General features: G+C 47.3%; 15 protein-coding genes. 9 read left to right on the forward strand and 6 right to left on the reverse strand.

Going from position 1 to position 17,626, the window contains the following annotated elements; genetic code table 11:
• The first annotated feature begins 24 nt into the window (after nucleotides 1-24).
• Complete coding sequence (locus tag ACYVAM_RS30995) at nucleotides 25-3,588, forward strand: SusC/RagA family TonB-linked outer membrane protein (protein WP_461074036.1); 3,564 nt, start codon at nucleotides 25-27, stop codon at nucleotides 3,586-3,588.
• A 251-nt stretch (nucleotides 3,589-3,839) separates the two neighbouring features.
• Nucleotides 3,840-4,448: an RNA polymerase sigma factor gene (locus tag ACYVAM_RS31000; protein WP_461074037.1), complete on the forward strand. Its 609-nt coding sequence runs from the start codon at nucleotides 3,840-3,842 to the stop codon at nucleotides 4,446-4,448.
• 203 nt (nucleotides 4,449-4,651) lie between these two features.
• Here the strand turns inward: ACYVAM_RS31000 and ACYVAM_RS31005 are convergent, their stop codons facing one another.
• Entirely contained in the window at nucleotides 4,652-6,025 is a 1,374-nt protein-coding gene (locus ACYVAM_RS31005; protein WP_461074038.1) for a hypothetical protein, read from the reverse strand.
• A gap of 415 nt (nucleotides 6,026-6,440) precedes the next feature.
• On the opposite strand from ACYVAM_RS31005, the gene ACYVAM_RS31010 reads away from it, so the two are divergent.
• The 4 genes from ACYVAM_RS31010 to ACYVAM_RS31025 all read left to right on the forward strand — a co-directional run bounded on the left by ACYVAM_RS31010 (nucleotide 6,441) and on the right by ACYVAM_RS31025 (nucleotide 9,964).
• Nucleotides 6,441-7,241 carry an SDR family oxidoreductase gene (locus ACYVAM_RS31010; RefSeq protein WP_461074039.1) on the forward strand — a complete coding sequence of 267 codons (801 nt, stop codon included), beginning with the start codon at nucleotides 6,441-6,443 and terminating at the stop codon, nucleotides 7,239-7,241.
• 71 nt (nucleotides 7,242-7,312) lie between these two features.
• Nucleotides 7,313-8,233 carry a helix-turn-helix domain-containing protein gene (locus ACYVAM_RS31015; protein ID WP_461074040.1) on the forward strand — a complete coding sequence of 307 codons (921 nt, stop codon included), beginning with the start codon at nucleotides 7,313-7,315 and terminating at the stop codon, nucleotides 8,231-8,233.
• Between the two features lie 31 nt (nucleotides 8,234-8,264).
• Nucleotides 8,265-8,627 (forward strand): hypothetical protein, encoded by a 363-nt coding sequence (locus ACYVAM_RS31020; RefSeq protein WP_461074041.1) that lies wholly within the window; start codon nucleotides 8,265-8,267, stop codon nucleotides 8,625-8,627.
• Nucleotides 8,628-9,199: 572 nt separating this feature from the next.
• Nucleotides 9,200-9,964, forward strand: coding sequence for an SAM-dependent methyltransferase (locus tag ACYVAM_RS31025; protein ID WP_461074042.1), 765 nt, complete (start codon nucleotides 9,200-9,202; stop codon nucleotides 9,962-9,964).
• Between the two features lie 27 nt (nucleotides 9,965-9,991).
• On the opposite strand, the gene ACYVAM_RS31030 is transcribed toward ACYVAM_RS31025, so the two are convergent.
• Nucleotides 9,992-12,094, reverse strand: a complete 2,103-nt coding sequence (locus tag ACYVAM_RS31030) for an ATP-binding protein (RefSeq protein ID WP_461074043.1) — start codon at nucleotides 12,092-12,094, stop codon at nucleotides 9,992-9,994.
• Nucleotides 12,095-12,482: 388 nt separating this feature from the next.
• Here ACYVAM_RS31030 and ACYVAM_RS31035 point away from each other — a divergent pair, with 388 nt between their 5' ends.
• Nucleotides 12,483-13,379, forward strand: a complete 897-nt coding sequence (locus ACYVAM_RS31035) for a hypothetical protein (protein ID WP_461074044.1) — start codon at nucleotides 12,483-12,485, stop codon at nucleotides 13,377-13,379.
• On the opposite strand, the gene ACYVAM_RS31040 is transcribed toward ACYVAM_RS31035, so the two are convergent.
• The 3 genes from ACYVAM_RS31040 to ACYVAM_RS31050 form a co-directional block, all read right to left on the reverse strand.
• Entirely contained in the window at nucleotides 13,372-13,728 is a 357-nt protein-coding gene (locus tag ACYVAM_RS31040; protein ID WP_461074045.1) for a transposase, read from the reverse strand. The two genes, ACYVAM_RS31035 and ACYVAM_RS31040, sit on opposite strands and share 8 nt — an antisense overlap.
• 34 nt (nucleotides 13,729-13,762) lie before the next feature.
• On the reverse strand, nucleotides 13,763-14,869 hold the full coding sequence (locus tag ACYVAM_RS31045) for a transposase (protein ID WP_461074046.1): 1,107 nt from the start codon (nucleotides 14,867-14,869) through the stop codon (nucleotides 13,763-13,765).
• A 104-nt stretch (nucleotides 14,870-14,973) separates the two neighbouring features.
• Nucleotides 14,974-15,309: a DUF7668 domain-containing protein gene (locus ACYVAM_RS31050; RefSeq protein ID WP_461074047.1), complete on the reverse strand. Its 336-nt coding sequence runs from the start codon at nucleotides 15,307-15,309 to the stop codon at nucleotides 14,974-14,976.
• 42 nt (nucleotides 15,310-15,351) lie between these two features.
• Between ACYVAM_RS31050 and ACYVAM_RS31055 the strand changes: the two genes are divergently transcribed.
• Together ACYVAM_RS31055 and ACYVAM_RS31060 are read left to right on the forward strand one after the other, a co-directional pair.
• Nucleotides 15,352-16,008, forward strand: coding sequence for a hypothetical protein (locus ACYVAM_RS31055; RefSeq protein ID WP_461074048.1), 657 nt, complete (start codon nucleotides 15,352-15,354; stop codon nucleotides 16,006-16,008).
• A 304-nt stretch (nucleotides 16,009-16,312) separates the two neighbouring features.
• Nucleotides 16,313-16,756: a hypothetical protein gene (locus ACYVAM_RS31060; protein ID WP_461074049.1), complete on the forward strand. Its 444-nt coding sequence runs from the start codon at nucleotides 16,313-16,315 to the stop codon at nucleotides 16,754-16,756.
• 217 nt (nucleotides 16,757-16,973) lie between these two features.
• Here the strand turns inward: ACYVAM_RS31060 and ACYVAM_RS31065 are convergent, their stop codons facing one another.
• Nucleotides 16,974-17,375, reverse strand: a complete 402-nt coding sequence (locus ACYVAM_RS31065; RefSeq protein WP_461074050.1) for a hypothetical protein — start codon at nucleotides 17,373-17,375, stop codon at nucleotides 16,974-16,976.
• Between the last annotated feature and the right edge of the window lie 251 nt (nucleotides 17,376-17,626).

Consider the following 17,626-nt stretch of genomic DNA (forward strand, 5'->3'; position numbering starts at 1 on the left):
CAAACTGAAACCGCTGGTCAGCAGTTGCCTTCTAAAAAAAAAGCCACACGTCCACCGTCCGTGATGACCGTTTCGGCTAAATCAGATCTGGCTCAGATACTAAGTGAACTAGCGCTTCGTCACCATGTTATCTTTAATTATGATACTGATTTACTGGCAAATAAATTTGTTCCGTCCGATGTATTGGCCAGCTTACCCAGAAATTTAGACCGGATTCTAACCCGATTACTGTCACCCTACAACATAAAATTTCAGCGGACAAAACACACCTATATCCTTTATCAGGAACCCATTCGGGAAACTGCTTCTGCCCAGAAGTACCCGACCAGTCTCCCCGCGATTAAGTCTATCAAATCAGCCTTTTCCGACGAAAAACAACCCACTTTTCACCTCACCGGTCAAGTAGTAACCACAACTGGAGAGGCATTGCCCGGCGTTACCATTGTACTCAAAAATACCTCGTCTGGAACGACTACTTTGCTCGATGGTACGTATACCTTATTCGTTCCAGAACGTACCGGAACACTAGTTTTTTCTTACATCGGTTATTCTACACAGGAATATCCTTTTTCCGAAAACACAAGGATTAATGTGCAACTGGCAGAGGATACGAAACTATTGAACGAGATTGTAGTCACGGGTTACTCGACGGAGAATCGCCGGGATGTAACGGGTGCCGTTTCGACAGTCAAACCGGCTCAGCTTCAGATTGTGCCTTCAGCTAACGTCGAGCAACAACTTCAGGGCCGCGTGGCGGGTGTGACAGTCATCACCAACGGGCAACCCGGTACATCCAGCCAGATTCGGGTGCGGGGGTTTGGCTCGTTCGGCGGTAATCAACCGCTTTACGTAGTGGATGGGGTGCCTACCCAAAGTATTCAGTTCATTAATCCCAATGATATTGAAACCACGACCGTCCTGAAAGATGCCGCTTCGGCTTCGATCTACGGGGCAAGAGCGGCTGCGGGAGTAGTTGTATTGACGACCAAAAAAGGCCAGCGCAAGGCGCAGAGACTGAGTATTAGTTATGATGGCTTGTATGGCGTGACTGTTCCGGGCAAAGGGCTTCCAATTCTGAATCCGCAGGAACAAGCCGACTGGACCTGGCAGGCGCGCCGGAATGATCTCTTTCAGTCGGGAACGGCTATTGGTCCAACTAGTTTTGTCGGTATCGCCAATGGCCAGTATGGTTCGGGACAAGCACCCGTATTGCCGGATTATCTGTTGGTTGGTAAAGTGCCAGGCGTTGTTGGTTCCGTTAACTTAGCTGCTGAGTTGCCCAATTACAACGTCAATCCAGCCAATGGGGTGATCTACAATGTGATTGCGGCCAATAAGCAAGGCACTGATTGGTACAAAGCTATTACGCGGGTGGCCCCCATGACGCGCCATACACTGGGCTTTTCGGGCGGCACCGAAACCAGTCGGTACTACCTGAGTCTGGGTATGCAGCGGCAGGCGGGTATCGTTACAAACAATGATTTTTCGCGCTATAGCTTTCGCGCCAATACTGAATTTGACCTTAGCAAAAAACTTCGATTTGGCGAGAATATCCAGGTGGCCTACGTATCGGCGACGGGATTGCAGGGCACAACGGGGAATGCGCTGGGCAATAGTACCAACAATAATTCAAGCGTTGCCTCGGATGAGAACGACATTCTGTCGGCGTTTCGGATGGCGCCCATTATTCCGGTCTACAATTCATTCGGAGGGTATGCGGGCACGGCCGCACCGGGGTTCAGCAATCCCCGAAATCCAGTAGCCAGTCGGGATGGGCAGGCCAATAATTTGAATCATACGGTGAATATTTTGGGAAATGGTTACGTAGCGTACGACCCCATTCCTTCTATAACACTGAAGAGTAGTCTGGGAGGGTCATATTACACGAACTACGCCAATTCGCATGTTCGATCTACTTACGAAAACTCCGAAAATATTGCCAACTATACCTATTCGGAAGGCGCTAACATAGGACTCGCCTGGACATTTACCAACACGGCGCAGTACAAACAGACGTTCGGCAAACACGATCTGAGTGTGCTGGCGGGGCTGGAAGCACTAAACACGGGGAATGGGCGTGGTATCATTGGTTCAGGTATCAATCCCTTCACTACCGACCCGAACTACATAACATTGAGCAACACAACGCCCGGTGCTACGCGTCAGGTAAGCAGCACCTACAGTAAAGGCAACAACTTTTACTCGATTTTTGGGCAGGCCAAATATACCTACAATGACCGCTACATTGCCACGGCGGTGGTACGTCGGGATGGGTCGTCTCAATTCGGCCCAAGCCACCGATTTGGGGTATTTCCAGCGGTTTCTGTGGCCTGGCGTATTTCTTCCGAGAAATTTATGGAGAATTTGTCCTGGGTTTCGGATCTAAAAATTCGGGGTGGGTATGGACTGATGGGCAATTCGAATTATCTCAGTTCAACTAACCAGTTCAATTTATTTTCAACCAACGCGGCCAATGGCTATGATCTGGGCGCGACAAATAATTCCATCGAATCGGGTTACTATCCGAGCCAATATGGCAATCCAGACGCCAAATGGGAAACGAGTATTACGTCCAACATCGGAATTGATGGCTCGTTTTTCAACAATCGACTGGAAGTGATTGTCGACATCTGGCGGAAAGATAACAAAGATTTACTCTTCCAATTAGCCTTGCCGAGCGTCGTGGGTGTTCGAGCCAACGCGCCCTTCCTGAATGTAGCGAGTATGCGCAATCAGGGGATTGATTTATTGCTTACGACAAGAGGAAGACTCGTTGGCGATTTGAGTTACGAGCTGACTGGAATCGGCAGTTTTTTAAGTAATCGGATTACGGCCATTGCACCATTGGTACCATATTTCGCAAGTGGCGGTACGCGCCTAGGTGGGCCGGTAGTACGTAATGAGCCGGGCCATGCCTTATCGTCGTTCTATGGCTATCAAGTAGTCGGCCTTTTCAACAGTAAAGAAGATGTGGCATCGGCTGCGACGCAGTTAGGAGCCGCCCCCGGTCGTTTTCGCTTTGCCGATCTTAATGGCGACAACAAAATTGACGATAATGACCGGACGTATTTGGGCAATCCCATTCCCAAGTTCGCGGGCAGTATTACACTGGGAATAAAGTACAAAGGCTTCGACTTGAGCACCAATCTATATGTCGCGCTGGGAAACCAGATTTTCAATAACCAACGGTGGTTTACGGACTTCTACCCTTCGTTTACAGGAGCTGCAGTAAGTGAGCGGGTTAAGGATTCTTGGTTGCCTACGCATACCAATACAAACGTGCCGATTTTCGAGAGTGCAACCAATTTCAGTACCAATACGCAGCCTAATTCGTACTACATTGAAGATGGGTCCTACGGTCGGATGCAGTATTTGAATGTAGGGTATAGCTTTTCAAATGCGCTATTTAATCGACTACAAATGAGCCGGTTACGAATTTCGGCATCAGCGACGAATTTGTTTACCATTACTAAATACAGCGGATTAGACCCCGCCGTTGGCGGCTTGGCTGATGCTACGTTCGGTATTGATGTTGGCAACTATCCAGTTACTCGGGGATATAATGTAGGCGTGAGTTTTGGCTTCTAGCGCGACAATCCCTTGACTAGCTTTAATTCGTTTTATTAAAATATTATGCAAGAAATCCGTACTTTAGTGCAATAAATCTACGCCACAATTTCTACCTGATTTTGACCTTAAAAACCATTGTCAATCGTTGAGAATACATGGTTTAAGTTGATATAGAAAGTTATAACTTTCCATATCAACTACCCGAGGAGAAAGCTGGTTTTCCTAATAATAATCGATCGACTATTCTTTCATATAGTAGACAATCCACTTTGGAACCTGACACGAATACCGTTGACCAACAGCAATGGCTATTACTACAAAAGAGTAATGCAGACGCTTTATCCTGGTTCTATCAGCGGTATGGCAAAATGCTACACAACTACGGCTATCGGCTGGTTCCCGATAAAGAACTGGTCAAGGACACGGTGCAGGATTTATTTGTTCAGATCTGGGACAGTGCGGTAAAATTGCCAACCGTTACGTCCCCAAAAGCGTATTTCATTGTGGCACTACGTCGGGAGCTAATCCGGCGCATCACGAAGCAACGCCAATTTTCGGACGCTACACCCGACGAAGACAGTGAGCTTTCCGTTGAAGAACAACTCATTGCCACGCAAACCGACGACTCGATTACGGAGAGTTTAGCCCGTTTTATCAACCAGCTGCCACCCCGTCAGCGCGAAATTATTTTCCTGAAATATTACAGTTCTCTGTCAACCGAAGAAATCGCTGAAGTGATGGAGTTGACTTCGCCCTCCGTATATAAGCTCCTCTACAAAGCGCTGAACAATCTCCGACAGCTTTGCACGGGTTGGGAAGCTGTTTGGGCATTCTGCTGTCTTACGTTTTCTACTCTATTCACTGAGTTTATCAACTAAAATCACTTCACCATACCTTAAGAATTGTATCAGGACGGGTCAAATTAATTATCGTTCACGAAAAGGTAAAGCTTCATCATTAACTGAACGAGAAGTAATCAGCTACCAAAAACGTTCAGAAAAACGCGCGGTTCGAATCTGAGCCCGATGCGCAACGTTTCCATAACTTTAAACAGCAACCAGTCGCCCTATTATCAGGACGCTTAGTGGTTTGTTTCGCCAGGCACTTCTGGATAGCCGGGTTCATCCAAAAATTGGGCTGACACACTATCTCCCAAATGCTTCCAGTCCTGTAGTATCCAGACCACCTTTTTGTCGGGTGTGATTTCGATAGCCTGCGGTAAGTTGGCATCACAAGATCGCGTAAATACCACCGTATTGCCGTTGGATAACCGCTCGCACGTCTGCGTGGCGGTTATTTTGCCGGCAGCAGGGGCCAGCTTACTGAGCTGGTCCTGTATGTCGGCAATCGAAGCCTGCCAAACAACCTTGCCAGATCGGTTTATCTCAACCGAGGTCATGGCATTTTCTCGTTGGAAAAGGTAGTTGCCATTTTTAAGCGGAACCCCGCCCCACATTGACCCCGGATCGTGGGTCCAGATCAGGTTGAACTGCTTGTCATATTCATAAAAGGTGTGGCTGGCCAAGGTGCCCGCCAGATAAGTACCCTTACTGGTCATGCGGAATCGTCGGCACTGCCCATGGGGGCCTTTGCCAAGCTCCTTCAACTCTTTTTCTATCTCGTATTTGCCGGTGACTTTGTTATACAACTTGACCATGGCGACATCGCTCTGGTTCTGAAGAAAAAGTACTTTATCAACCCCAATGGGCTGGCAGGTATGAATTTCGGTGCCTTTAGGAGCGTCAAAACGCCACACAATCTCTTTCATGGGCGTTATTTCCTCAATGTATTTCATGTGTGCGTGGAGGATATTTCCGTTGGAGAGAAGCCAGATCTCATCGTCTTCCCAATCGTTTTCCGTGTCGTAGTGCCAGGCCAGTTTGCCATCGATGACCACGCAGATGCGCCGGTAATTTTCGCCAATGTAGATGAAGTTGTGCCGACCCAGTTGTCCCCCAATCAGATCAGGTACGACGGTTACGTCCGCACAGCTTGGCGTTGGGGGCGATTCGTGTGGCCCCCGCTCAGGAATGCGAGGGTCTGTAAACAGGTGGAATATGTTGCGCAGCGGATATTGAGATCTCATTTTGACCTCAATTGGCGAGCTGCTGCCAACCGAAACGGTCTGTTTCAGGGCGCTGAAGTTCTTCCTGGAAAACGTCAGCACGTAGCGGTTGGGCACGGCCGATTTTCTTGTTGGGATTTCGAGCGTGAAAATGCCCTGTGCGTTGGAGCGTGTGGTGACCCCTCCAGCTGAAACGCTGACCGAGTCGATCCGCATCCCGTTCACCGCATCGGAAACCACCCCTCTAAACACTGTTTTTGGGCCCTCTTTAAGCCCCAGCGCTAAGCTTGTGGTAATGAACACCGAGCTGAATAGAAAGATCAGCAGGGATAGCCAAACGGGTTTACAGGACCAGCTATGGGGAGTGAAAAAACTATTATAATTCTTCATGTGGCAATACTGTAAGTAGGATGAGCTGATAAAAGGAGGCCAGTACGATGAGGTTATCATCCGCTGCCAATGTATCGTTTGTGTGAACGTTCCGAACGGCGGATGCCATTACTTTAGGGAAGCCGCAAAGCCACCGTTTCTAACCATTTTCATGGTTATTCTGTCCCCAAGTTTTACCTGAAGGGTTTTCGGCGATAGTCCATTGCCTGTTGACCCGGGTTGATGCCGTCTTCAGTTGGCTTTCAGTGATTGATTCGTATCAATAGTAGCCATCACAGGAAATCGTTCAGAAAAACCTTCGATTAAATTAAGGACAAGTCACTTCACCATTTTGACTACAAGATTTACCACTTTTACTACGTGCCCTAAGCCTTGGTGAAGGAGCTTTGCCACTCGAAAATAACAACGAGAAGTAATGGCAAAGACTATTTTTATTACAGGCGCTTCGGCGGGAATCGGGAAGGCAACAGCAAAGCTATTTGCGACCAAAGGCTGGCATGTGATTGCGACCATGCGTAAACCGGAAAACGAAAATGAGCTCAATCAGCTTGACAATATAACCCTACTCCCACTGGATGTAACGGACAGCCAACAGGTGAACGAAACGACACAGAAGGCGCTGGCGCTGGGCCAAATAGATGTGGTGTTCAACAACGCGGGTTATGCCTTACTGGGTGCCCTGGAAGCCAGTAGCGAGGAGCAGATCGTCCGGCAGATTGACACTAATTTTCTGGGCGTCGTTCGGGTGACACAGGCGTTTATTCCTTATTTCCGGCAGCAGAAAGCCGGTCTTTTTATTACCACCGGCTCTTCGGCTGGTTTGATGGGATTCCCGGTCAGTTCCATGTACGATGCCAGTAAATGGGCACTGGAAGGCTGGAGCGAAAGCTTGTCGTATGAACTGGCGGAATTCGGCATTGGCATAAAAACGATTGAACCGGGGCTGGTAGCGACTGAAATAGGCGATAGAACCGTTTTTGCTTCGCACCCGGCTTATGAACCATTGATGACTAAATTTAGGGCGTTGATAACGCCCGAAAAAGCGGTTTCTACCGCCGAGCAGATTGCCCAGGTTGTGTATGGAGCGGCTACGGATGGCACCACCAATCTGCGCTATGTCTGTGGCGAGGATGCGAAAGCCCTGTATGCCCAGCGGCTGGCCGTAGGTGATGAGGCTTTTAGGGAAGGGATAAAGCAACTGCTGGCCGACGCCTGACCACCCGCTCAGGAATTACTTGGCTGGTGCAACTTGTTGTCAGGTTGCACCAGCCCTAACCTTGTTTACTCATGAAAGGAGAACCAGTCAACAAACCACGCATTTACCACTCTATTAGCGAAATGCAACGGGACTTTGGCCTGCCACAGCCGTTGCATCCGCTGATCAGCCTATTGGACTATAGCAACGTGAAAATCACAGCTGACATGCTGACACCCGCGTTCATGATGCACTTTTACCACATCACCTATAATGAATCGGCAGGCTGTAAAATGAAGTATGGACAAACCACCTATGACTTCGATGATGGTGGTATGTTTTTCACCTCACCGGGACAGCCATTAACCGGCTTGCAAACGGGTGATTCAGTTGCTGGCTTCACGTTGTTGATCCATCCCGATTTTCTGCGCCATTATCCGCTGGATACCCGGATTAAAAACTATGGTTTTTTTTCTTATTCGGTCACTGAATCGCTCCATCTGTCGGATAAAGAAAAGGGAATTATTGCTGCTATCGGCAAAATCATTGGCGATGAGCTGGAAACAGCCATCGATGATATCAGCCAGGATGTATTGATCTCGCAGTTGGAGTTATTGCTGAACTACAGCCAGCGTTTTTACAAGCGCCAGTTCATTACTCGTAAGTCCATCAATAACGCCTTGCTGACCAAGTTGGACCTAGTGCTACATACCTATTTTACGAATGAAATGGCCCTGGTGAAGGGATTGCCAACGGTTCAATTTCTTTCGGACGAATTACACGTCTCGCCCCGCTATTTGAGCGATCTGTTGCGGTCGCTAACGGGGCAAAATACCCAGCAATATATTCATCATAAACTCATCGAGAAAGCTAAAGAAGTATTGACTATTAGCAACCTGACCGTGGGTGAAATTGCGTATCAGTTGGGCTTCGAACACCCCCAATCCTTTAGCAAATTGTTCAAATTAAAAACGAATTTGTCTCCGCTGGCCTTTCGGCAGTCGTTTAATTGATCGCATAATCTCTCCAGTGGCTTACCCGCTTATGAAACGAATTCTGTTCATCGTCACATCGTCTACCATGAACCGCTTTCATAAGGGGTTACTTCCCTTTTTACTGTTCCTTTCGACGAGCCTGTTTACCCAAACGTTTGCCTGGACCCGGCCCGCGCCTATGGTTACCGGTACCATCGCCTACCGTGAGCGGCAAACGACTTCGCCACAACTAGCCGCTCGTCTCGTTGCCTTGGAGCCGCGTGTGAGTGCCCGGGTGAACGGGCTAATTCAGGAAACGACTGAGCGGCCGTCGAACGCGCCCAAGAAACGCGGCAAGCATCGAAGGAAAATACCGGATGATCGTTTATACGGGGTACTAGCTGTAAGGCCAGAGGGTAAATCGCTATTTTAATTGATACTGCAAAAGCCGGATCTTTTTAGTAACAGGTTCGTATACCACAATGGCAGGATCCGTATCTGTAGCGACAATCTTTCTAACTTCTGCGGTAGACAACGTGGGATCCGCTGTTATCTGCCTGATTTGTTTCCCCTCATCAACCGTTTCAAATAAGCTTAACGAGGTTTGTTCCCATTGACGGCGCCACCGAACAGGAGGTGATTGGTGTTTTTTGGATCGACCCAGATGCCATAAATATCGGCCGCGTGACGTTGTCAGGGTCGTGCACCACTCAACACTACGACGGCGACACGGTGCTTTATCAGGCTCCGGGCGTAATCGGACGTGAAATCCCTACGTATGCTACGAACTGGAGTTGACAGATATTAAAGCAAAAGGGTTCGTCCAAATAAACGCCCTATTTAAGCAGCAGATACATGAACGCTCCTTCGTCTCAAACAGGAGAGGTTTGTGAGAATCCTAATTTTGGGTAGATTGGTGATCCCAGAATCCTTTATATCCCATTTAGCTTAATGACACTCCAAGAAATAGTCCCCTGGGGGCGTACTCTAGAAGAATACGTTCGCATGTTCGCTCTAACCCAAAAAGATCTGACTAGTAAGATGCTAGGCGTAGGAGATGGGCCCGCTAGCTTTAACGCCGAGGTGACAGCGATGAGTGGACAAGTCATCTCGATTGATCCCATTTATGCTTTTTCTGCTCAACAGATTGAGCAACGCGTCCAGCAGACCTATCCTACGATTGTTGACCAAATCCGTTTAACGGCTGAGGGCTATCGATGGGATCAGTTCAACGATGCAGATGAGTTAGGTCAGTATCGATTGACAGCCATGAAGCGGTTTCTGAGTGATTACCCAACAGGAAAGCAGCAGGGACGCTATTTAGCGAATCAACTGCCTACTCTACCCTTTGCTGACCGGTCCTTTGATCTGAGTGTATGCTCTCATCTGCTGTTTCTTTACAGCAAGCACTTATCCGAGCAGCTACACTACGATTCCATCAAGGAGTTAGTACGGGTCTCCAACGAAGTACGCATATTCCCTCTCCAGACTTTGGCAGGTGAACAATCGCCCTACTTAGATTCAATCGTAAAGGCACTCACCGATGAATCGATTCAAGTTGATCGGGTGCCCGTTGCTTATGAATTTCAGCGGGGGGCTAATGAAATGCTACGCATCCGATCGATCAGTAGACTAAGCTCATCTTCGCTTATCCAACAAAAGACAAATCTGATTGCTGAACAAAAACTACAAGCATCGGGCGTAAGTAACGCTCAATTCGAGAAGCAGATAAACGAATGCTCAATCGTCTCCCTTAGGAGGATTATTTAAGAGGAAGATAACTCCTAGTAACTCTGCTTAACACGGCTTTGGTTTTCTCTGATCGATTAAGTCCCTGAGCCGTTCGGTCAGCATCGCTAAATCGACCGGCTTCACCATATGCCCATCAAAACCCGCTTCCAGGCTTCGCTGCCGGTCTTCCTCCTGGCCATACCCCGTCAAGGCAATCACCACCATCGCCTGGCCCCATGACTGCTGACGGAGCAATCGACAGGTTTCATACCCGTCCAGATGGGGCATGCCGATGTCCAGCAGAATGGCTGATGGCTGCAAGCTTTCTGCCGCTTCGATACCCGCCCGGCCATCGTTCCGGCTATGCGTTTCATAACCTTTGAGCTTAAGCAGCCTGGTCATCATCAGGGCCGCATCTACGTTGTCATCGATGACTAAAATACGCCCGGCCGTCGCTGACTCCCCTGCCGGTAAGGCAGGCCCAGGGAGTGGGGTAACAGCGGTGGTGAGCGTCGGTAGATGAACCCTAAAGGTACTGCCTTTGCCTATCCCTTCGCTTTGGGCTTCCACCCGCCCCCCATGCAGCTCCACCAGTTGCTTGACTAACGTTAGGCCCAAGCCTAAACCGCCCTTCGAGCGAGCCGTCGAATTATCGACCTGCACAAACAACTCGAAAATGGCAAAGCGTTGATCCTCCGCTAAACCAATGCCGTTATCCCGCACCTGAAGAATCGCTTCCTGCCGACCCGATGGACCGTTTTGGTGCTCCAGACTCAACCAGACGGTGCCCTGCTCACCCGTATACCGAACCCCATTGGTCAACAGATTAACCACCACTTGGGTCAGCCGGGTAGCATCCCCGTCCAACTCAACAGGAGCCACCGGCAAACTGATCTGAAGGGACCTATTTTGCTGCTCAAACAAGGGTTTTAGACTCGCTACGGCCTGCTGCACCAGCTCCACCAGGTTGACCCGCTGTGTTTGGAGTTCGATTTCTTTCCGGTTAATACGACTTACATCCAGTAAATCATCCACCATTCTGACCAGGTGGTCCGTCTGCCGATTCATCATCGTTATGGTTGAGCCGATTAGCTCATCCTGCCCCGAGGTCAGCGTCAGGAATTGTAGCCCCGATCGGATGGTGGACATGGGGTTACGCAACTCGTGGGCCAGCATCGCCAAAAACTCATCCTTATGCCGGTCGGCTTTCAGGAGACCTTCCTGTGCTTGTTTGGCATCATCCGTGTCAATGCTTAGGCCGTACCAAGCCTCAATTTGTCCGGCTGAGTTGCAACGGGGTAGGGCGCGGAAGATGTGCCACCGATACACCCCATCGTAGCGTTGGTAGCGCACCTCCCCTTCATAGGATTCACCTGTCTGCTGGCAGCGTTGCCAGTAGGGCAGAATACGAGCCGCATCGTCGGGATGCATACTCGTCGTCCAGCCCTGCCCACTGGCCTGCTCAAGGGTCTGGCCCGTATAGTCATACCAGCGTTGGTTGAAATAAATGTTTTCACCCAAGGCTGAACAGACCCAGACCAGCGCTGGGGCGGCTTCCGTTATGGTACGAAACTCGGCTTCGCTTTTATGCAGGGCTTCTTGGGCGCGGGTGTGTTCGAGCGTTTGGGTATCAGGGGAAAGGATGATGGCCGCTGCCTGGGTGATAGCCTTAGCTAGGGCCACTTCCTGGGCCGTGGCCTGATGGACGTGGGGAAAGTAGAGGGCTAAACTACCGATGGCTTTGCCCTGCCGGGTCAGGATCGGGTAAGAGCTGGTGGAACGAAACCCATGGGCGGTGGCCAAATGCAGATAGGCTTGCCAGAGCGGGTTCTGGAATACATCTGGGGTGTGAACGGGGTGTGCGGTAGCCATGGCATAGCCGCTGCAGAACGAGTCGTCGCTAATGGGAAAGCCATTTAAGAGGGCCGTGTAGGAAGGGGCCATGTCGCCCGCCCCCTCTATGGCATGCAAGCGTTTGCCATCAGGGTAGGCCAGGTAAAAGGCCGTGCGTACGTCGCTATCTAACTCGAGTTCGACCATTCGAGCGAGTATGTTCAAGGTGTTGACCAAGGGCTCGCCGTTGATGGCCGCTTGAAAGGCCTGATTCTGGATTCGGGTGCGCTGTTGAGCGATAGTATGCAGTGGATCGGGTTGTCGTAGGCTGTTCATGGCTCGGCAAAGGCTCTTAGGGAAAACGCTTAATTTGCCGATGTAGTTCTAGCCCAGAAAGTTAGTCGACCACTGCCCTTATTCTGAAGTACACTAGAACGGGCAGCTTAACTAAGCCTGTTGATTTTTTCATCTGTCCATTTGTATTTTTCCAATCCAGGTTAAATAAGCAACGTTATGTCAAGAAACTATTCCAAGAATCCCCTCCAAAAATAAAGCCACAAAACAGGAGTAAAAAAACTTCAACACTAGCTGTATTTCTCTAACCCTAAGCTTAACTTTCAGGCGGCCATTGATGAGTGCAACCTCAGTCGCAGCCCATACTTCAGTCCAAGCTATCAACTCTCCGTTGTAGACCAAACAGTGAACATCTTCCTATAAGAACGCGATGATTAAGTTTGTCTTTATTAGTTGCCTGTTTACTTCGTTAAGCTTAACCTCTACCTGTTGTCAATCGATTTCCTCCGACCTGGAACCCCTCGAACTTGCTCAGCGAATTTTCAATCCAAACGGATTTTCGGCTCTTGAGCAGTATAGCACAGGAGAGTATAAAAAAGAACGGAAAGGTCATCCCAACGGCAAAGACATCAACCAAAAAAACGCTCAACGCACCTTTCGCTTGTTAAGCCAAACCAACCAACAGTCGGTTGTCGCAATGACTATCACCAATCAAGCCGGCCTGGCCACTGACTACTATCTTTACTTTGTCAAAGAGGGCGTCTGGAAAATGCAGGCTTTTCGGTCGTTAGCCATGGCGGGTTTTGGCCTATTTGAGAAAAAGCAGTTAGAGCGCTTTAGCCCCCAACAGGTGGACAGCATTATCGCGGTGTCGCAACATAAGCCAGGGGCTTATAGTCCCTTTTCGTCGCGAGCGGAGTACAATTTTAAGCTAGGCAACGCTCGTCTGCTGTCTTTATCGGATGACGGATTAATCGCGTTTTTTAATGAACATCGTCATCAGTTCGATGAATTAAAAAAAATGATCATAGCAGGAAAGGAAGAACTAAACGAAAAGAAAACGGCGGATCTTGATCTTAACACAAAGAATCGAAAAGCGATTGAAGATCGCTGGAAGGAGGCTTATCAGAAGCTATTTATCTCCTATACACCCACAAGTGATTCGGATTTTAGAAATTCGGTAGAATTAGTGATCTGGGGGATGAGTGATAATTCAGTGGGTTATGTTTACATTCCGGATAAGCAAACTATTCCAATGACGAGCCCGGACCATATCATCTTATTGCGAGCGATGGACGATAGATGGTTTCTCTATAAGACTACTTGATTTGAATTTTAAGGGCTAGGTTAACATAATGCCAGTGGCTGTTGCAAAAGTAAATCAGTATATAATAAAACTGATCAGGTACTGGTAGAGCAATTACCATTCCGCCTTGCTCAACTGAAGTAAAGCGTAAGTACTTCTTTATATTGTAAGCCATTGCTGCCACATACATCACTTTGGTCGCGGCTTCTCGGCTCCGAGTGTTGATTTGACGCAAGCCATAGTAGTTGATCAGGCTTCCTAAGACGGGCTCCACCGTTGCCGAACGGATTCGCATCATGCGCTTGCCGAACCGACTCGATAACCGCTCTACCATTCGCTCGTATTGGGCTTTGTAGTAAGTATGATGCAAGCGTTTTTCCTTAGCCTTTTCACCCTTACACTGCTCACGAAGGGGTCGGACCGCCGATGCGGCAGTCCTTGCAATCAGATGCCCTGGCCAGATAGCGCTTCTTGGGATTGCCTTGCTTATCGACCACCAGTCGATCAAATGCCAATCGTTTACCCTGGCTACATGTATAACTGTCACTAGGGGCATCGTAAGTAAAGTTTGAGCGCTCGTCTTTGTACTTGCCATGAGGGGGAATAAAGCCGTTCATTCCGCGATTTTCAAGTTGCTCGTAGTTCTCCCCAGAACTGTAACCCGCATCAGCCACTACGTTGCTCATGGTAACGCCAAACCCTTTCAAACGGTCTTGAGTAGTATCGACAATTGATAAAAGATACCGACTATCACGCCAGTCTGCCCGGCCAGCCTGAATATGCGTAATCACGTGCTGGGCCGCGTCCACGCTCACATTGGCCATATACGCTAACTGGCGGGGCTTCCCCGTTTTAAAGGCAATACGGGCATCGGGATCAGTGGGACTATAATGGGTGAGATTACTGAGCAGTTGACCGGATTTATTAGGGGCTGCTTTTTTAATGTTTTTGTGAAACCGGTGGATATGCTGTAAGCGATCTGGCGAAGCCGTTAACCGAGGGGCGCTTGATTTACTTAATGTGGAATTTGCTTCAGAAGACCAGATAGCGGGCTTGGGCTTCAACCGACTCATAGACGCATTAGCTTTGATGTAGGCCGAGTCAATAACTTGGGTATGTCCACTAATAAGCCCTTTTTGAATGCACAAACCCACGATGTGGCTAAAGCAGGTTTCAAAAGTAGAAATCGGAATGCGTTGGCGGGTCCGCGAAAGGGTGCTATGCCAGGGTAAGGACTGTTCTAGATCATAGCCCAAAAATGCGCGAATGCTTATATGCAACTTGGCTACTTCCAGTAGCTTACGATCTGAAGTAATGTTTTCTAAGTGCCCGATTAACAGGAGTTTAATGAACACCACCGGATCAATGGATGGTCGTCCTGTGAGACTGTAAAAAGGCTCGAACAGTGGCCTAATAAAGCTAAAGTCAACTCCCTCCAGCAGGTGCTGGTAGAAGTGGTTGGCCGGCACGAGTTTGACCAGGGAGGTGTTCGATGAGTGATAGCCTAGCATGAGCTAACAACCCATTAGCCTTTCAAAATGTTGACTACGGCTAAACACACAAACTATTAATAATCAATTGATTGATGACTATTAATTGATACTATAGACCTGGTCTATAAAATGTGTAGGTCTTTCAACGTAAAAGCTAAATCCGCTTCTAATTGGATAATGACAACTGATAACGTCAAATCACTTCTTTCCTCATCCATCCAGATTGGTAAGTCAACATAGAATCGATTTGGTTTTTGCGTTTCAAATACTTCCATCTGCTGGACAATCAGCTCATCGCTGGGTATAGTAAGCTTGCCTCCATACTCTTTAAGGGCGGTTTCTAAGTAGTCTGGCTGCATATTTTGCTCATAATCTAACTCGGCCAAGGCAACGTATTTGTTTTGGGATAACAGAATCAAAATAGTTTTTAATACGGGCAGTAACCGCTCTTTTTCCATCAACTCAGGGAGAAGCAACAAAAATATTCACTTTAGACAACAATGGTGGCTAGTAATATACGGAGCGGATTACTTTTACAACAGCCACGCCACTTATATAACAGCTTTCGAGAAAACTTGAGAGAAAAATTTATACTAGAGAAAATAGACGGTTCTGTCTGGATTACCGGTCGAGAATGTCAAGTTCCCGTCGTATTCGATTTTACCCCCTCTTCCTTTGAAGATCGAACTACTGTCCGACTATCTCCTTTCGATTTCAAACCACTGTTAGACAATATCAACACAAATGACCTTGGGAAATATCTAGATCTATCCTTCTACACCACCAATTACATTACCAAACCTGATACTTCTCCATTGGGGAAATATTTTATTGAATGTCTAGGAAAGCTTTGGGGATTATACAAAGATGAAAGTTTTCATACCCCCGATTTAGTAGGTAGCTTCAGATACGAAATTCGGTTTGAAAGTATATCCTACCAAATAGCCGACTATGGTCAATTGAGAGTAGAATCATACGGTCGTGCAATGGCACTTTTAGTAGAAAGTCAAGATGGTGATCATCATAAAATGTTAGCCTGCTTTGGGTACATAGATGGGGATATGCGGGGCCCTAGTACTGGTGTTCTTTATGGATTAGCACGTATAGAAGCTGATCAGGATATATATAATCTATTTAAAAGTCGAGATCACCATTGATAAACGCGACTTAACGTAAGAACATCGTAAAGTACAATTCTATTGTGAATCAGCGCATTGCACTTTTTGGAGGAGTATTATATAAGTGTCGTGGCTGTTGCAAAAGTCTTTTAGGGCATAAGTAAGCCCAACAAAGGGGTCACTATAGGTCGCTTTTTAGCCGAAAACAAGGTACTGAACAAAGCATCTTGAATCCATCCAGACTTTTGCAACAGCCACTAAGATTATGTAAAGAAATTTTCCTAATTTTCACTTTTTACGCATCCGTTAGTGAAGCTAAAATAAATTCAATTATTACACCCGAATGACAGGCTACAAACGTACTCTTTGGAGGGCTAATACACTCTTCTTAATGGCTATTATTTTGGGTATTGTAGTGCCTATCCCAGCAGCAGTTCTCATTGATCAACTGTTACACGCTGGCTTCACAACATCTAGTCATGATACCCTTCTTGCTTCTCCACTTATCTTGGTCTATACTTCGCCGATTTGGTTTGGTATATGCTTACTTGGCTACCTCACTGACTTAATAATTGTGCCACAAAGATTAAGTTTTAAGCGGTATCTGATTGTTGAGTGGCTAATCGGTATACTTGTTCCTCTTTGGCCTATCATTGACAATTTTAGCCTCAGTTTACTAGAAAGATCGGCTATTTATATCTACTTCATTCCACTTGCATTTCTCTGTTTTTATTTGAAAGCTAGGTACTTATCAAAAAAAGGGTCAATGCTTAATTCTGTTATATAAGTGACGTGCCTGTTGCAAAAGTCAATAGGACTACAAGGACCATTGCCAGATAATCCAATTTTGCCATGTAAACGGGCTAGAGTTTGCCGCTCGTCTAGGGCTATCACACTCGTTTCAGACTTTTGCAACAGCCACTACAATTATGTTAATAAATTATTCCTATAACATACAGAATCATAATACTACCTCTTTCTTATAACTGCCCTAAATTGGCTCCTTAGTCTGCTCGCTCGAAGTTAAACCCAGGCCCGTCGTTGGCCATGCCGGCATCCAGAAACATTTGATTTTTTGAGAGTCGTAAAGCCGGATTACGGATGTACCAATTATCTGCTCTAGGTTGGGCGCTCGTTCTGAGTTGCAGATCGTAAACGGTTTTTATAATCTCAAAATTGACCTGATCCGTTTGCTTGCCATCCTGAATAAGTATAATCTGGTTACCGCCAATCAGAAGTTGAACATTAGGTACTGTTGGATTAGGAATCATAGTTGAAACTGCTGTCAACTTCCATTTCCCATTAATCCACTGATTAGCTTGACCTAAGCTATCAGTAGGAGATACTGAGTTATGACAGTTGAAAAGTAAAATAGAGAGCAGTAGATAAACAAAGGTAGGTTTCATAGGAGTCGATAATCTTCTTGGGTAATGATTCAGCGAAGACCGAAACCGTTGGAAAGCGGTTTGTTATATAAGTGTTGTGGCTGTTGCAAAAGTCTAGAACCGGTCGGAAAATCATGGTTTGTCAACCAATGCCATACTTCGGACTAACTAAAAATACTGTTTGATGAAGCTATTCGATGCGGTTATCGACTTCTGCAACAGCCACTGGCATTATGTTAGGTAAGAGGTATTAGTCTTTCGAATTCCGTTGA

This window comes from Spirosoma horti (genome assembly GCF_054776595.1).

Bases quoted from the DNA above. Each gene is read 5' to 3' on its own strand.
- ACYVAM_RS31045 (WP_461074046.1), bottom strand. From the start codon at position 14,869: ATGCTAGGCTATCACTCATCGAACACCTCCCTGGTCAAACTCGTGCCG.
- ACYVAM_RS31020 (WP_461074041.1), top strand. From the start codon at position 8,265: ATGAAACGAATTCTGTTCATCGTCACATCGTCTACCATGAACCGCTTT.
- ACYVAM_RS31060 (WP_461074049.1), top strand. From the start codon at position 16,313: ATGACAGGCTACAAACGTACTCTTTGGAGGGCTAATACACTCTTCTTA.
- ACYVAM_RS31065 (WP_461074050.1), bottom strand. From the start codon at position 17,375: ATGAAACCTACCTTTGTTTATCTACTGCTCTCTATTTTACTTTTCAAC.
- ACYVAM_RS31005 (WP_461074038.1), bottom strand. From the start codon at position 6,025: ATGAAGAATTATAATAGTTTTTTCACTCCCCATAGCTGGTCCTGTAAA.
- ACYVAM_RS31035 (WP_461074044.1), top strand. From the start codon at position 12,483: ATGATTAAGTTTGTCTTTATTAGTTGCCTGTTTACTTCGTTAAGCTTA.
- ACYVAM_RS31050 (WP_461074047.1), bottom strand. From the start codon at position 15,309: ATGGAAAAAGAGCGGTTACTGCCCGTATTAAAAACTATTTTGATTCTG.
- ACYVAM_RS31025 (WP_461074042.1), top strand. From the start codon at position 9,200: ATGTTCGCTCTAACCCAAAAAGATCTGACTAGTAAGATGCTAGGCGTA.
- ACYVAM_RS31030 (WP_461074043.1), bottom strand. From the start codon at position 12,094: ATGAACAGCCTACGACAACCCGATCCACTGCATACTATCGCTCAACAG.
- ACYVAM_RS31055 (WP_461074048.1), top strand. From the start codon at position 15,352: ATGGTGGCTAGTAATATACGGAGCGGATTACTTTTACAACAGCCACGC.
- ACYVAM_RS31015 (WP_461074040.1), top strand. From the start codon at position 7,313: ATGAAAGGAGAACCAGTCAACAAACCACGCATTTACCACTCTATTAGC.
- ACYVAM_RS31010 (WP_461074039.1), top strand. From the start codon at position 6,441: ATGGCAAAGACTATTTTTATTACAGGCGCTTCGGCGGGAATCGGGAAG.